The sequence below is a fragment of the Desulfosporosinus sp. Sb-LF genome (assembly GCF_004766055.1).
In the GTDB taxonomy this organism is placed as follows: domain Bacteria; phylum Bacillota; class Desulfitobacteriia; order Desulfitobacteriales; family Desulfitobacteriaceae; genus Desulfosporosinus.
Window position 1 is genome coordinate 75,608 of record NZ_SPQR01000003.1, and the last position, 16,014, is coordinate 91,621.

10 protein-coding genes are annotated in these 16,014 nt (G+C 41.5%); 4 read left to right on the top strand and 6 right to left on the bottom strand.

Annotation, left to right across the window (positions count from 1 at the left end; translation table 11 throughout):
- Positions 1-2: 2 nt before the first annotated feature.
- Both ilvB and E4K68_RS05085 read right to left on the bottom strand, forming a co-directional pair.
- Positions 3-1,691 (bottom strand): biosynthetic-type acetolactate synthase large subunit, encoded by a 1,689-nt coding sequence (ilvB, locus tag E4K68_RS05080; protein ID WP_135378119.1) that lies wholly within the window; start codon positions 1,689-1,691, stop codon positions 3-5.
- Between the two features lie 354 nt (positions 1,692-2,045).
- Positions 2,046-2,267, bottom strand: coding sequence for a hypothetical protein (locus tag E4K68_RS05085; RefSeq protein ID WP_135377784.1), 222 nt, complete (start codon positions 2,265-2,267; stop codon positions 2,046-2,048).
- A gap of 345 nt (positions 2,268-2,612) precedes the next feature.
- Here E4K68_RS05085 and E4K68_RS05090 point away from each other — a divergent pair, with 345 nt between their 5' ends.
- The 3 genes from E4K68_RS05090 to E4K68_RS05100 all read left to right on the top strand — a co-directional run bounded on the left by E4K68_RS05090 (position 2,613) and on the right by E4K68_RS05100 (position 6,731).
- Complete coding sequence (locus E4K68_RS05090) at positions 2,613-4,673, top strand: N-acetylmuramoyl-L-alanine amidase (RefSeq protein WP_199241701.1); 2,061 nt, start codon at positions 2,613-2,615, stop codon at positions 4,671-4,673.
- An 86-nt stretch (positions 4,674-4,759) separates the two neighbouring features.
- Entirely contained in the window at positions 4,760-5,086 is a 327-nt protein-coding gene (locus E4K68_RS05095; RefSeq protein WP_135377788.1) for a DUF1904 domain-containing protein, read from the top strand.
- Positions 5,087-5,510: 424 nt separating this feature from the next.
- Complete coding sequence (locus tag E4K68_RS05100) at positions 5,511-6,731, top strand: trypsin-like peptidase domain-containing protein (RefSeq protein WP_135377789.1); 1,221 nt, start codon at positions 5,511-5,513, stop codon at positions 6,729-6,731.
- Positions 6,732-6,955: 224 nt separating this feature from the next.
- Here the strand turns inward: E4K68_RS05100 and E4K68_RS05105 are convergent, their stop codons facing one another.
- A complete protein-coding gene (locus E4K68_RS05105; protein ID WP_135377791.1) occupies positions 6,956-8,323 on the bottom strand; it encodes an amino acid permease in 1,368 nt (455 codons plus the stop codon).
- A 232-nt stretch (positions 8,324-8,555) separates the two neighbouring features.
- Positions 8,556-11,213: an EAL domain-containing protein gene (locus E4K68_RS05110; RefSeq protein WP_135377793.1), complete on the bottom strand. Its 2,658-nt coding sequence runs from the start codon at positions 11,211-11,213 to the stop codon at positions 8,556-8,558.
- A gap of 276 nt (positions 11,214-11,489) precedes the next feature.
- Between E4K68_RS05110 and E4K68_RS05115 the strand changes: the two genes are divergently transcribed.
- The gene (locus E4K68_RS05115) at positions 11,490-12,695 is read left to right on the top strand and encodes an NADP-dependent isocitrate dehydrogenase (protein ID WP_135377795.1); all 1,206 of its coding nucleotides are present in this window, start codon (positions 11,490-11,492) and stop codon (positions 12,693-12,695) included.
- Positions 12,696-13,077: 382 nt separating this feature from the next.
- On the opposite strand, the gene ade is transcribed toward E4K68_RS05115, so the two are convergent.
- Both ade and E4K68_RS05130 read right to left on the bottom strand, forming a co-directional pair.
- The gene (ade, locus tag E4K68_RS05125) at positions 13,078-14,838 is read right to left on the bottom strand and encodes an adenine deaminase (protein ID WP_135377797.1); all 1,761 of its coding nucleotides are present in this window, start codon (positions 14,836-14,838) and stop codon (positions 13,078-13,080) included.
- 242 nt (positions 14,839-15,080) lie between these two features.
- A complete protein-coding gene (locus E4K68_RS05130) occupies positions 15,081-16,013 on the bottom strand; it encodes an ABC transporter permease (RefSeq protein WP_135377799.1) in 933 nt (310 codons plus the stop codon).
- Position 16,014 lies beyond the last annotated feature (1 nt).

The window sequence follows — 16,014 nt, forward strand, 5'->3', positions numbered from 1 at the left end:
TATTAACCTCCCATAATCATCTGATCCAATCGTGCACCTGCCGGAACCATTGGCAATACATCCACCATTTCTGGAGTCCGAATGTCGACGACCACAGGACCGGGAGTAGCCAATGCTTCTTCAAGGACGGTGCCAAGTTCCTCCGGTTTTGTCACCCTTAGCCCTTTAACACCCATCGCTTCAGCCAATTTCACAAAATCAGTATGTCCCTTGATGTTTGTATGTGAATATCGTCCACCGTAAAACATTCTTTGCCATTGGGCGACCATCCCCAAGGTCTGATTATTTAAAATAAGGACTTTAACTGGAAAATTATAATCAGCCGCAATCGCAAGTTCCTGGCAGTTCATCATAAATCCACCATCACCAACAAAGAGGATAACTGCTCTATCCGGTAAACCACACTGTGCTCCCAGAGCGGCGGGAAGACCATATCCCATGGTACCAAGCCCACCTGATGTCAGAAACGAACGTGGATTTGTAAACCCGTAAAATTGAGCTGTCCACATCTGGTGTTGACCAACATCGGTCACGATCACAGCATCCCCCTGGGTCAACCGACTGATTTTCTCTACAACCGTCTGTGGCATCACAAGGTCAGCTTCCTGAGGATAAGTTACCGGATTTTCCTGATACCAGCGAACAACTTGCTCGGTCCAAGAATGCACTTGTTCTTTTAACACTTCAGAAACGTCGTTAACTCGGTGTAACAAAGCAGGTATCGACCATTTTAGGTCTCCAATAACACGCAGATGGGCCAAGACATTTTTGTTAATTTCAGCTGGATCAATGTCAAAGTGGATGATTTTGGCCTTTGGGGCAAAATCACTCAAAAGTCCAGTGACTCTATCATCAAAACGAACCCCTATCCCTAAAAGCAAATCACATTCCGTGGTCGCCACATTTGCCGCATAGGTCCCGTGCATTCCAACCATCCCTAAGTATTGGGGATGATCAAACGGTATACAACCCAAACCCATTAAGGATGAGATGACTGGAAACCCTGTCTGTTCAACAAACTCTCTCAAGGCCTCAGACGAATCGGACAGATTGACTCCTCCGCCTACAAAAATAAGAGGCTTTCGGGCTAATTTCAATTCCGCAAAGACTTGATTGATGGTCTCCATATTCCCTTCATATATAGGGCGATACCCCCGTAACTTGACCTCTGTCGGATATTGATAATCGATCGAAGCGGCGAATACATCTTTAGCAATATCGACAACCACAGGTCCGGGCCTCCCTGTGCGGGCAATATAAAAGGCTTCTTTAAGTGCCCCCGGTAAATCTTCAACCTTCTTTACCAAATAGTTATGTTTCGTAATAGGGGTCGTGATCCCCCGAATATCTGCCTCCTGAAAGGAGTCTCTTCCAATTAACGGAACAGAAACTTGACCAGTAATCGCAACTAAGGGAATAGAATCCATATAGGCTGTGGCAATTCCAGTCACCAAATTAGTTGCCCCTGGACCGGAAGTGGCAATGACAACCCCGACCTTTCCAGTAGCCCTGGCATAACCGTCAGCTGCATGGACCGCTCCTTGCTCATGTTTTGTGAGAATATGTCTAAAATTCGACGTATACAAAGCGTCATAAAGCGTTAACACTGCCCCACCGGGATAGCCAAAAACCACGTCTACGTTTTCATTTTTTAAAGATTCTATGATTGCCTCTGCGCCAGTGATTATCAAATTCGTGTCCGCCCTTTCTATGTCTATTTTTATAGTAGTTTTGAGTTTGCTCAAAAAAGCACTTCAACGCTTCCGAATTCCTCGGACCGATAAGGACGGAGCTTATTTAAGAAAGATATATCTGCACTTCTCATTCCTATACATACATAGTATATCAGTCGATCAATACTTTCAAGACGAACATATGCTAGACAATTCGGCTTCCAAGAGGGCTTACCAATTCTTGATAAATAGACGGCAAAGGATCTGTTCCCATATTATCAAGGAACAGACCCTCAGCAAGTTATGCCTGTTATTTATACCTTTATCAAGAAACTATACAGCTCAAATTACGAGGACGTCCAATTAAAAATCTTAGGCGTACTTATAGCGATACCCTTCCTTGATTAACATCCTTTTAACTTTAGTCAACTCCTTGGGGTCAAAGAAATGGACCTCTTTCCCGCTACGAACCGTCCAAACCTGTGGAGTCAAATGCCCTTCCTTAATAAGTTTTTTGAATTTGAAACTTGATACTTCGAGGTAATATGTAGCCTCTTTGGTGTTCAAAACGTCATAGTTATATTGATGGGTCATCGTTTCAGCCTCCTTTTTAATTTAGGCATTCACTTGAAGAAGAAATGAATCTTATCGGACCCGACGCTTGAAAGATGGATTATTCGTCTCGGATATATATGGCGCACCAAAACGAATTAGCACCCGCTACCTTAATAATACACCTTATTTATTAAGGTAGTGTTAATAAAACTTTAAACTTTAGTATATAAGCTATTATCCGCATTAAAAGCCGATACATCTTATTTTTATGCCAAAATATTTCCATTCGGGCTAAGTCAAATTAACCTGTTATGCATTCACTAATTTCATTAAAATAGATTTAAATTCTATGGTATAATCGACCTAAAGTGCCAAATGAAAGGGATGGAGCTTGTGAAAAAGATTATTTTATCGATTATTACTTCGCTTTCAGTAGTTTTATGCACGCCATTTATAACACAGGCGAGCCCCTTAGTTTACTCAACGGAGCGAATTTCCGGACAGGATAGGGTCGAAACGGCTCTTAAGATATCGCAAAAAGGATGGGACTCAGCTCAAACGGTGATTTTATGCGAAAACTCCGATTATCCGGATTCTATCGCCGCAACACCGTTTGCGGTTAGCTTGAATGCTCCAATTCTTCTGACCAAAGGGAACTCTATTGACCCACGTGTTGTCAAAGAACTGCAACGGTTGAAGCCCCGAAATGTCGTTCTTCTTGGTGGAACCGCCTGTTTGAACCTTTCTATAGAAAAGGAACTTGAAGAATCATCGTTGGAATGGGAGCGAATCGGTGGAATGGATCGTTATGAAACGTCCATCCTTCTCGCTAAACATTTATCGAGCGATTCACTCATTCTTGCCAACGGTGATGATTTTCCTGATGCGTTATCAGCGGCAACGTTTGCAGGTATTAAACAAATCCCCATCGTCCTTACATCAACAACCCTTCCCGAATCTGTCATAGGATACTTAAATGAAACTAGTCCTAAGCACATAATCGTCATTGGCGGAGAAGTTGTCGTTCCTTCCAAAGAGTTAACGAAAAACAATTTTACCATTGAAACCCGTTTGGGCGGGCTGGACCGTTACGAAACCAATGCTAAAGTCACGTCTTATATGAAAGACGTCTATGAATCGAATGATCTTTTCTTAGCCTCTGGCATTACATTTCCTGATGCCGTAGCTGGTACTGTCCTGGCTTCAAAATTCAAGGCTCCCCTTTTAATCACAGAACAAAAAGATATCCCGCCCTCTGTTTATAGCCTCATGCGAAATCATATGAAAATTGAACCCCCCGTTGAAAGCACAAGTGATAATGTAAACAATGATTTAACTAAAGGACACATTACTGCATCAGGGGGCTTAAATCTTAGAGAAACTCCCTCATCCACAGGAAAACTACTTGTGACGATTCCGAAAGACACGACTATTGACCTTATCAACCAGGAAAACCACTGGTACAAAACGACCTATCAGTCAAAAACTGGTTGGGTTTCTGCAGACTATGTAACTCTGGGCTCTATGAGCAACTCCACTACGACGCCTAATCTAGATTTAAGTGTTAATGGTACCGTTTATATTTTAGGCGGAACGGGTATTATTAGTTCTAAAACACAAACTATTATTGAGGGAAAAGCTTCTTCTAACTATAACGATAATCTTAAAGACTTCCCCCCACTACCCTCAGAAATCAAAGAACCCACACAACCTTCAAGAGGTGGCGACATCATTACCCCTCCCCCGTCTAGCGATACTACCCCACCTTCTAGCGGTACCCCCCCAGTTGAAACAACTTATGATCCCTCTAAAGAAGTACTCATAAATCCCTTTGAGGGAATTCCCGCTAACGCCTTATCCGGCAAGACAATTATGCTAGATCCTGGACATGGGGGACCTGATACAGGCGCTGTCGGTCCTAACCATACGTATGAAAAAGACAACAACTTGGCAATAGCGCTCACCTTAAATGATATCTTAAAACAAGCAGGAGCAAAGGTTATCTTAACTCGAAACAACGATACATCTCCTGCCTCCAATTATTCGGAAGAAGAGGATCTTCAAGCCCGTATGGACTTGGCTAATAAAAGCACAGCAGATTTATTTATATCCATCCATAATGACTCATACAGCAGTCCCGATATTCAAGGCACTTCAACCTATTACTCCGAAGTAAATCCTAAGCAAACTGAGAGCATACAGCTGGCTAACAGTATCCAATCCGCTGTAATCGACACAGTAAAAACCAAGAGCCGTGGGCTTAAAGAAGCTGGATTTTATGTTTTACGCAAGGCAACCATGCCTGCCATTTTGCTCGAGACTGCCTTCATTTCCAACCCCTATGAAGAAGCAAGATTAAAAAATCCGACTTTCCAAAAAAATATTGCTGTAGCCATCTTCCATGGCCTCTATAACTATTACAAAAACCCTTTACCCAAGGACTAAGCCAAAATCAACTATTGCATCAGTAAGTAAACAACTAGATTAAGCCATAGGAACAATTTACACTAACCAACGCAGGAGGATTGACGATGCCCCAGATAAAGATTCGTGGAATTGAAACAGAAAAGATTCGCAAACTAAGTAAACCGTTGATTGACGAACTTGCAATGTTGACCCAATCTCCACGGGACTATTTCACCCTCGAGGTGATTCACTCGACCTTTGTTATGGATGGAGAAGTTGTCCGAGGATATCCCTTTGTAGAAATAGCATGGTTTGACCGTGGACAAGAGATTCAAGACCAAGTAGCCCAAGTAATCAGCCGATTGATTAATGAAGCGGGTTATCCAAACGTAGACATAATCTTTACCATATTGGAAGAAGCACGCTATTATGAAAATGGGCAGCATTACTAAACACGGAAGGGCCTTCCTTAACAAAAGGGCGTAATGAGACTTAAGATCCTTCCAAGGTGGTAGAGCGCTGTCCTAAAAAAGCGGATTACACCTACAAAGTGGTGGATAATCCGCTTATATATATGAGATTTCCGAACAGAATGGGGTTGTAACAAACTGAAAAGAGTTTAGTTACGCCCTTTTATTATTAGCCTTAATCCAATAACTCCCTTCATTAATTACCCCAATCTATTCCTACTCTTCCTTGAAAGAGCTTCCATTTCACAGAATCTCAACTTAAAGTACAATAAACTATCATAATTTGCACCTTTTACCTTAACATGTTTCGGATATCCTTAAGGAAGTAGTCACCGAGCTCGAGGCCTATTTGCCAAATTCCTTAGGGATCGTGACTAAATTAAGTAGGAACAAGGAGGATATAATTATGACTGACGAAATCCACTCACTCAATGACAATAACAACCCCTCTGCTGACACAAGCAGTGACAAAGAGGAAATCGAAATACTGACCAGCACACAACAATCGATGGCTCAAAATAAACCTAAAAATAAAGTTTTTGCCTTTGCTAGCCTCTGTGTGATTAGCGCTTTTATCGGTGGACTTACTACAGTTGCCGTGATTCCCCATATTTATCCTACTACATCCACAGCAATGCAAACATCCAATTCCTCGTTTACACAGGTTGCGAATCTCACTGCCACCGAAACTAATTTCCCAGTAGCACAAATTGCCAAGAATGTTGGTCCAGCCGTAGTGGGTGTGTCTAATCTCCAATCTAGTCGAAGTTTTTCAGGGAACTCCGGTCTCCAAGAAACTGGAAGCGGTACTGGTTTTATCATTGATGCCAAAAAGGGCTATATTGCGACAAATAATCATGTGATCGACGGCGCACAAAAAATCACTATCAGTTTGAGTGATGGACGTAATCTTGACGCGAAAGTAATTGGCGCTGATCCACGCACAGATCTTGCGGTATTGCAGATTTCGGATACAACAAACCTCACAGCAGTTAAAATGGGAGATTCTTCAAAAGTCGAAGTTGGCGAATCTGTGGTCGCTATCGGAAATCCTGGCGGAGAAGAATTTGCACGTTCTGTGACTACGGGGGTCATCTCCGCAACCAATCGCACCCTGGAACTCCAAGGTGAAGCAAGTTACAATTTAATTCAAACGGACGCAGCCATAAATCCTGGAAATAGTGGTGGACCGCTCGTTAATTATCAAGGACAAGTCATTGGCATAAACTCGGTCAAATACGCGGAAACAGGCTTTGAAGGAATGGGCTTCGCTATTCCGATTTCAGATGCCCTGCCAACACTGCAACAGTTGATCAATTCAGGTGTGGCTAAACATCCAGCTCTTTTAGTAAGCACAGACGATCAATATAACACTTACGCTAAAAGCAACAATAAGCCCCAAGGGGCCTACATTTCAGGTGTGACACTAAATGGACCAGCAGCTAAGGCTGGCCTTAAACAGGGGGATGTCATCACCAAGATCAATGATGGTCTTGTTCAAAATTCTTCTGACCTTATTCGTGAACTCTATAAAAATAATGTTGGGGATAAAGTAACCATAACCTATATTCGAGATGGACAAACGAAACAAGTTGAGGTAACACTGGGAGAATTAGCCTCTACTTAATATGCTTATCATCTAATTGATTGCAAAGGAATTGGAATTCGAACAAGCTGGGAGCTTATCGCTTCCAGCCTTGTCGAATTCCAATTAGCGGTCCTATAGTAAAAGCCAACTTCATATCACATTGCTTTTTGTTGCTTATTAAACTCGACAACTTGTTAACGGCTTCTAGCTGCTTTACATACCTCTCGGACAAACCCCACGGGAGAGCCGATACTGACTAAAAGTTAAAACTGCCCCCTAGCGCGTAATTTATACCCAATAAATATAATCAGAATCCAAATAGGTCCAATATATAGAGCATAAACCATGTCAGGTAAATACGCCATCAAAGCAATAACCATTACTAAGAATGCTAACGTTATATAGTTCGAAATGGGGTAGAGTGGAAGCTTGAAATTCAGCTTTTCCACTTCCCCTATTTCTTGCTTACTACGCCTGAATTTCAAATGAGTAATCAAAATCATGATCCAGTTAAAAATGACCGCGATAGTCGCTACGGAGAGCAAATACAAGAATACTTTCCCTGGGACAAGAAAATTGAGGGCAACTGCGATTAAGGTAAGGGCAGAAGAAAAGACAATACCATTTACTGGAGTTCCAGTTTTACTGAGATGGGCGAACATTTTCGGAGCGCTTCCATGAAGTGCTAAGCTATGAAGCATCCGGCCATTACTGTACAAACCGCTATTATAGGTTGACAAGGCTGCGGTTAAGACCACCACATTAAGTATCCCTGCAGCCGCTGGAATCCCTATTTTGGAAAAAATCTCTACAAAGGGGCTGCCTGTCGTCCCGACTAAATTCCAGGGATAAATGATGGTCAAAATCAATAAGGCCCCAACATAAAAGATAAGGATTCTCCATACGACTTGGTTGATCGCTTTCGGAATGGATACCCTTGGATTATCCGCCTCTCCTGCAGTGATTCCAATGAGCTCAACCCCCCCAAAAGAAAACATGACTATTACAAGGGATAAGAGTAACCCCCAAAGTCCGTTTGGTAGATACCCTCCGTGAGCCCATAAATTACTGAGTCCAATTGGCTGGCCATTATTTCCTATCCCAAAGAAAATAATTAACAGCCCAAACAAAATCATCGCAATAATGGCCACGACCTTAATAAAAGAAAACCAAAATTCTAATTCACCGAAGGTTTTAACATTGATCAAGTTAACTATCGTTATGAAAATTAAAAACATTAAGGCTGATAGCCACGTCGGAACAGACGGAAACCAATAGTTAATGTATGCTCCAACCGCCGTTAGTTCAGCCATGCTCACGACAACATAACAAAACCAATAGTTCCAACCTGAAAAGAAGCCTGCAAAATCTCCCCAATAACGATAAGCGTAGTGGCTGAAAGAACCTGAAACTGGTTCATCAACGGACATCTCCCCGAGAGCCCGCATGATAAAGAAGACGGCAATTCCCCCGATAATATATGATAAACTGATTCCTGGTCCAACTAATTTAATCGTGGTTCCTGACCCATAGAATAACCCGGTTCCGATGGCTCCACCCAAAGCAATCATTTGGATGTGTCGGTTTTTTAATGTGCGCTGTAATTCATCCGGTCTTTCAATGTCTGTCATCAATAACTTTCTCCTTTTGTTTTTTCCTTCTACAAAATATAATACAGACTTGGAATCTCTTTTATTATTGCTAGGTTTCCTAGTTTACACTCGGAATATCCTTATACATTTCGCTATCAACTTCCTTTATCAATGCATCATATTTTTGGTGTGACAGGTTTTTCATCAAGCAGCGCCGATGGAAATAATAACTCCCACTTATAAAAGTGGGAGCCTTAAAATTAGATTAAAATCACAAAAGGAACTCTCTCAAACTGCCTTTTTCAATAATACTGCCTAGTAAATCTTTCGGTACTGGTTTCTCAAGTAAAAATCCCTGCAAATAATCACAATTTGCCCTACTCAAGTAGTCAAGTTGCTCTAACGTTTCAACCCCTTCAGCGATCGTTTTGATATTAAGCTTACTGGCCAAAGCAATAATCGATCCTGTTAACCCGTTATGCTGATCTAAAGAATCAATTTCTTTCACAAAAGCTTTATCAATTTTCAACAGAGTAATGGGGAGTTTGCGCAGATAATTTAACGATGAATATCCAGTACCAAAATCATCAAGTGCGATTCTCACTCCAAGTTTTTTTAGATTTCTCAATTTATTGACAACGCAATCAAAGCTGTCTATAAAAATGTTCTCTGTAACCTCTAATTCCAGACTGGTCGGCTTTAGCCCTGATAATTCAAGGGCCTGCATCACCGTTTCGCTAAAGTCCTTTTGCCTTAATTGGATCGGCGAGATATTGATAGCCATAACCAGGTCACACCCATATTTAATTTCTAACTCTTTACAAATTCGACTCGCCGTGTTTATAACCCATTCACCGATCTGAATAATCAGGCCTGTTTCTTCGGCTATAGGTATGAATTCCATGGGATTAAGGAATCCCATTTCAGGACAATTCCAACGAATTAAAGCTTCAAACCCACGGAGTTCTCCCGTTTGGGCCGTATATTGAGGTTGATAATGCAATACAAAATCATTGTTTATTATGGCATTTCTTAATAGTCTTTCAATGTTTGTTTTTAGTAAAAGATCCTCTTTCATTTTTAGATTAAAAAATTGATAACCATTTTTCCCAACTTCCTTAGCTTTATACATGGCTGTATCTGCGTTTTTGATAAGTTCGTCAGCTGTTTCCCCATCATCCGGATACCTTGAAATTCCCATACTGGCTGTTAAATTGATTATGTGATCATTCACCCTAAAGGATTCTTGAAAACTTGATTTTATTGTTTCTAAGAGGGACACTATACACTCTTGCTGTTTAGCATCGTCAAGCAACAGGGCAAATTCATCCCCGCCTAAGCGAGCAAGGATATCTTTTTTGCTAATACATTTTAGCAACTTTTTTGTGGTTTCGATTAAAACTCCATCCCCTGTTACATGTCCTAATGTATCATTTGCTCTTTTAAAGTCGTCTAGGTCGAGGAATACAACGTAAACTTTAGTCGCATTTTTTTCAGATAATGCAATTGCGCTCTTTAATCTATCTAAAAAAAGAACTCTATTCGGAAGATCCGTTAAAAAGTCGTAATAAGCCATATGCTTGATGACTCGCTCATTTTCCTTTAAAGTGGTTATATCATGATTTGTTCCTATTACTCCAATGATCTCTCGACTTGAATCAAAAATAGGGGATAGCGTTACATTATAATAACCAATACCACTTCCAATTTTCCGTTCATATTTGTAAATAAAAGAGTTAACTTTTCCCTTATTAATAACTTTTGAAAATTGGTTATGCCATTCTTCGATATAAGCAGAATCTCTTTGAATTTCGTTTATAGTCTTTCCAATAATTTCCTTTTCAGGTAAACCTATAACTTCGGAAAATTCTTTATTAATTGTAGTAAACACTCCGTCACAGTCACAACTATAAATGACATCTGGGGAATTATTCACAAGCGTTTTATAACGTTCTTCACTAAGTTCTATGATCGCCTTATTAGTTATGATTTCATCAAATTGTTGACGTAATTCTTCTTCTGTTCCTGTCAATTCCTCATACAAATTCCTTAACACTCTATTCTTTCGTTTTAAATCTAATTCAGAAAGAACACTTGCCGTAACATCCTGAATAACGCCTAAGATTCTGACAGGCCTTCTTGAGTGACCATATTCCAGTTCTGCTACCGAATGCATATACCTTTCTTCAGAAGTGTTTGCTTTAATGATCCTGAAATTAACGTTGTATTCCGCAGTTTCGTTAATTAAACGTTCTAGAGCTTGATCAAGCTGAGCCCGATCTTCTGTATGTACCACCTTTTGAATACTTTCCAGTGACAAAAAGGGGGTTTCTCTATTAAGTCCATACAAATTGAAGGTTTCTTCAGAAGCCCACACTGTCTTGGTTGCTAAGTCAATTTCCCAATTTCCTACATGAGCGAGCGCTTGAGCTCGGTTTAGCCTTCTTTCACTCTCTTTAAGGAGTTGAGTGCTTTGATTTAACTCTACCATTTGTTGTCTTAGTTCTTCTTCAGTAGCTGAAATTTCCTCATATAGCTGGCCGAGTTGTTCATTTTTGGCGAGTGATTCCTGTTCCTTTTGTTTCAGACTCGAAATATCACTAAATATCGTTGCAAAAAAACCATGTTCGTTAGAAGCTGCCTCAACGCGATACCATCGACCAAAAGCTTCACTATACTGTTCAAATGATGTAGAAATACCTGTTAGGGCAACATTTCCGTAGACACCTATCCAATCGAATTTATCGGTTGCATAATTTGGTAAAATATCGTTGATTTTTTTCCCGATTACAAAATCACGTTTTAAACCTGTTAAGTTTTCGAAGGCCTTGTTCACTTCAACAAATTCATAATCTATCGGAAGGCCACCTTCATCTACAATAATCTTTCGATAAGCAAAGGCATGAGAATAATTCAATTCAAAATCCATGTTTTTGCCTCCCTGTAATTTTACCAGTTCTAATGTTTAACAAGGCGCAAAACATCAACGCCTAAACCGGATTTGGTACGATATTTGGTCTTAATAATCCATCAAACATCATATTCCTATCCTATTCTTTAAATTATTGGGAAATCCTCCTTATAGATTCCATTATTTTACCTACACTAGTGCGCAAGAATCATTTATTAATAAATGAAGGACTGAACAAGTTTCGTGTAGAATTAGGGTTATAATACCTTTAGGATTAGGAAGGAGAAACTTTTAATGACTAGAATTAAAATGAATGTCCCCCTAGTGGAAATGGACGGGGACGAAATGACCAGGATCATTTGGAAGTGGATTAAAGAATTTCTAATTGAACCTTATGTTGAATTAAAAACTGAGTATTATGATTTGGGACTGCAGAAAAGGGATGAGTCTAACGACCAAATTACAATCGATTCCGCCCTTGCCACTAAAAAATATGGCGTAGCTGTTAAATGTGCGACCATCACGCCCAATGCCCAAAGAATTGAAGAATATAACCTCAAAGAGATGTGGAAAAGCCCTAATGCTACTATTCGTTCCATTCTAGATGGAACTGTTTTTCGGGCACCTATCATTGTAGACAGCATTAAACCCTTTTTACGAACCTGGAAAAAGCCTATTACTATTGCCAGGCACGCCTACGGTGATATCTATAAGGACATTGAATATAGAGTAGAGGGCCCAGGTAAAGCTGAGCTTGTGTTTACTGGAGAGAATGGTGAGGTACGTCAAACCATCTTCAGTTTCCAGGACAAAGGGGTCATTCTAGGAATGCACAATATCGATAAATCCATAGAAAACTTTGCTCGGACCTGCTTCAATTATGCCCTCGACATCAAGCAGGATCTCTGGTTTTCCACTAAGGACACTATTTCCAAGAAGTATGATCATACCTTTAAGGATATTTTCCAGGACATTTACGACCAAGAATACAAGCGAAAGTTTGAGGAAACCAAAATTGAGTACTTCTACACTCTAATAGATGATGCTGTAGCCCGTGTTATCCGTTCAGAAGGTGGTTTTATCTGGGCATGCAAGAATTACGACGGGGATGTCATGTCCGATATGGTGGCCACTGCGTTTGGTAGCCTAGCCATGATGACTTCAGTGTTAGTATCTCCTGACGGTTATCATGAATTTGAGGCTGCTCACGGTACGGTTACTAGGCATTATTACAAACACCTCCAGGGAGAAGAAACCTCGACCAATTCCATGGCCACTATTTTTGCCTGGACCGGAGCTTTGAGAAAACGCGCTGAACTTGATGGGCTCGAAGAGCTTATTGCCTTTGCCGATAAGCTAGAAGCAGCTTCCATTAAAACCATTGAAGACGGGGTCATGACCAAAGATTTAGCAGAACTGTCTGAGGTGACTAATAAGAAGATTGTAACTACACGAGACTTCCTTATGGAAATCAAGCAAAGGCTCGACCAGGCCCACTAAACCTCGCAAAATTCCTAATACATACCTAAAACGCCAACCATTCATTGATGGTTGGCGTTTTAGCGTCAAAGAGGGCAAAGGAGATGGAAATAGAGATAAGGTGGGTGCATAGAATAGCATAGTGTTAAAGCAAAAAGGATTTTCTCTTAGCCAAGCGAAATAGGTGATGACATTTACTGGGTCCCCACTATACCTATACCGACACCAGCGGCATCATCCATGAAGTATGGTTTGTTGATTCAATCTATTTCGGCACCCGATTGGACCTAGTCAACAACTACGACATCCGAGGGATTTGTATCTGGAACCTAAGTGCTGAGGATCCAAAGATCTATGACACGATTAACGCTAAGTTCTAAGGAAATCTCTTGTGGATTTTTTGTTATATTTCCACATCAATCAACTTATGATTAAGCACATCGACTAACCCCAAGTCTGTCAATCCTAGCTTGGGAACAGTAGGTAATGAAATAAAGCAAAGCGTCATAAACGGGGATGGTAGGTGGCATCCCAACTGTCGAGCTGCCGAATTAACGTTTTCAAGCTCTTTAATCACGATCTCAGCCGGTTTCTCACTCATTAGACCGCCGATCGGCAGTTCCATTTTGCCTATGACCTGTCCTTCTTTAACGACAACCATACCACCCTGCAGCCTGTGAATCGCATTCGCGGCACAAGCCATATCTTCGTCATTAGTACCGACGCAGACGATATTATGATGGTCGTGAGACATGGATGTAGCTAATGCCCCTTCTTTCAGGCGGAATCCCTTAACAAAGCCAATCCCAACCCCTCCGGTCTTGCCATAACGTTCAACTATAGATAGTTTAAGTATATCCTTTTCTAGGTTACTAAGGATTTGTCCGTTTGCTATAGTTAGTTCTTCTTCGTCCCACTCGTTAATAATTTGGTCGTCATAAATCCGTATCACGTTCACCCGGGTTGTCGACCCTTGACTTTGAGTTGGTACAGCAAATGAATTAGCTATGACGGGCGTCTTGAGTTTAATGGTTTCTTTGATCCAATCAGGGTAGTTCCTTTGTTTGCTTTCCACCACGAGACGACCATTTTCAGCAACAACCTTCCCCTCATAAATAACCCTGATCGGGGTGATGTTGGATAAGTCTTTAACGAGTAAAATATCGGCCAGCCTACCAGGGGTAATACTCCCTATCTCGTCTTCTAAACGGAAATGCCTTGCGGAATTCAAAGTTGCCATTTGGATGGCCTGCATTGGCGGCATCCCTAGCAAAATTGCTTTATTCACATTATAGTTAATATGACCTTCTTCACGGATATCGATGGCATGTTTGTCATCCGTACAGAAAATTAAATGTTCGTGGCTCAAGCCGTGCTTGAGAACCCCTTTAATAAGCTCCTCGACATTACGCTCTGTACTACCTTCTCTAAGCATTACGGTTATTCCTAATTGCACTCTCTCTATCAGATGTTCATACGTAACACACTCATGGTCATCAGACATTCCTGCACTTGCATATACGTTAAGCTCTTGTCCAGCACGGCCAATAGCATGACCATTAACGATCTTTCGGTGTTGCAAGGCGACAGCAATTTTTTTAAGATATTCTTCTTTAATAGTAAGAACCTTTGACGGATCTAATTCGCCCAAGCTAATACTTTCTGTCCAATTTAATATTTCTTCAACTTCAGCAAGGCCAAGTATACCGCCCGTAGTCTCCAGACCAGGTGCAGTCGGTACTCTAGAGGATACCTGAATAAAGGTTCGATAAGGGAGCGTAGTAATAGAATTGACCAATGCTTTTACACCGTCAATCCCTGCCACATTGGCAATTTCCATGAGATCAGCCATAATTGTGGTTGTACCCTGTGGTACAAGGACATTCGCCAAGGCCTCAGGTGAGAGAAGGGTTGTTTCAACGTGCATATGCCCATCGATAAAACCTGGCACGGCATACATTCCGCCACAATCTAGAGTCTTTTTAGCTTTTAATTCAGCCTTTGGATCAATTGAAACAATTCGTTTCCCTTTAATGTAGATATTGGTCGGATATATCTGCGATGAGTAGACATTCACCAGATTAACATTTTCAAGCTTTAGGTCGCAATCGATGATACTTAACCCTGCTTCAAGTACGGTCTTGATTTCTTCGTAGGTTCGCATTGTCTACACTCCTTTAATTTCAAATGCATGAAAAAGATATATACCGCAATTCAGACTCAATTATATACTTATGTAAGGCTTAGAAAGGCTATAGGGGCGCACAACCGAAGGAGCCAACTTTATCTAATCCTGTTGGCTCACTTCTTGTCATTTCCTCAGTTGTTTGTCTCACCCGCAATTAAGTAATAGAGTCACGTTGGGAGATTATAGAGTGCAACCTGGGAACTCGTTTATAAGAGGTCTTAGCGTTCCTCACGCGAATACGGAATTCCGAGGGCAGCAGGTGTTCCCGAACGTCTGTTTTTTGTTTCGCGTGTGGTAAAGACCAAGACAATAAATGTAAAAAGATAAGGCAGCATTTGTAGAAAATTGGACGGAATCATGACGCCCAGGGCTTGAAGATGCAGACCCAGTGAAGCAATGACACCGAACAGCCAGGCGCCCAGAAGGGCACGGCTCGGATCCCAGACGGCGAAGATGACGAGTGCGACCGCAATCCAACCGCGGCCAGCCGACATGTTTTCAATCCAGGAGGGAGAATAGGCTAGCGATAGATAGGCACCACCCGCGCCGGCAAGCATCCCTCCGATAATAACAGCAGCATACCGGACGAAAAAGATGTTGTGCCCCAGAGCGTCTACTGCCGATGGATTTTCACCCACTGCCCTGAGCAGAAGCCCCGCTTTTGTTTTGTAAAAGACAAACCACAGTATGGCAACCAGAATCACGCTGAGGTAAACCATAATGTCCTGATTAAAAAAGATTTTACCAATCACAGGAATTTGGGAGAGCACCGGGACGGCAACTGCCTTAAAGGTCGAAGTGGGCGGAATTCCCACCAAGCCACGTCCAAGGTAGGCGGACAGTCCCGTACCGAAAATAGTCAGTGCAAGTCCGCTCGCTACCTGATTCGCCCGGAAATTGATGGTGATAACAGCATGAATTAGCGCCATAAGTCCGCCCGCGATCAAAGCAACTAACAGGCCAAGCCATTTGTTTTCTGTAAAGGTGCCTACGTAAAAAGCGCTAACAGCCCCCACGAGCATCATGCCTTCAACGCCTAGGTTCAGGATGCCGGCACGCTCGGCAATGACTTCACCCAGAGAAGCATATAAAATCGGTGTGCCTGCAACGACTCCAGCCGCAAGGATGGCGATTATATAGTTTAAATCCATA

Excerpts from the sequence above, each read along its gene's own strand:
- E4K68_RS05085 (WP_135377784.1), bottom strand. The coding sequence starts at position 2,267 with ATGACCCATCAATATAACTATGACGTTTTGAACACCAAAGAGGCTACA.
- E4K68_RS05090 (WP_199241701.1), top strand. The coding sequence starts at position 2,613 with ATGGAGCTTGTGAAAAAGATTATTTTATCGATTATTACTTCGCTTTCA.
- E4K68_RS05095 (WP_135377788.1), top strand. The coding sequence starts at position 4,760 with ATGCCCCAGATAAAGATTCGTGGAATTGAAACAGAAAAGATTCGCAAA.
- E4K68_RS05100 (WP_135377789.1), top strand. The coding sequence starts at position 5,511 with ATGACTGACGAAATCCACTCACTCAATGACAATAACAACCCCTCTGCT.
- E4K68_RS05105 (WP_135377791.1), bottom strand. The coding sequence starts at position 8,323 with ATGACAGACATTGAAAGACCGGATGAATTACAGCGCACATTAAAAAAC.
- E4K68_RS05110 (WP_135377793.1), bottom strand. The coding sequence starts at position 11,213 with ATGGATTTTGAATTGAATTATTCTCATGCCTTTGCTTATCGAAAGATT.
- E4K68_RS05115 (WP_135377795.1), top strand. The coding sequence starts at position 11,490 with ATGACTAGAATTAAAATGAATGTCCCCCTAGTGGAAATGGACGGGGAC.
- ade (WP_135377797.1), bottom strand. The coding sequence starts at position 14,838 with ATGCGAACCTACGAAGAAATCAAGACCGTACTTGAAGCAGGGTTAAGT.
- E4K68_RS05130 (WP_135377799.1), bottom strand. The coding sequence starts at position 16,013 with ATGGATTTAAACTATATAATCGCCATCCTTGCGGCTGGAGTCGTTGCA.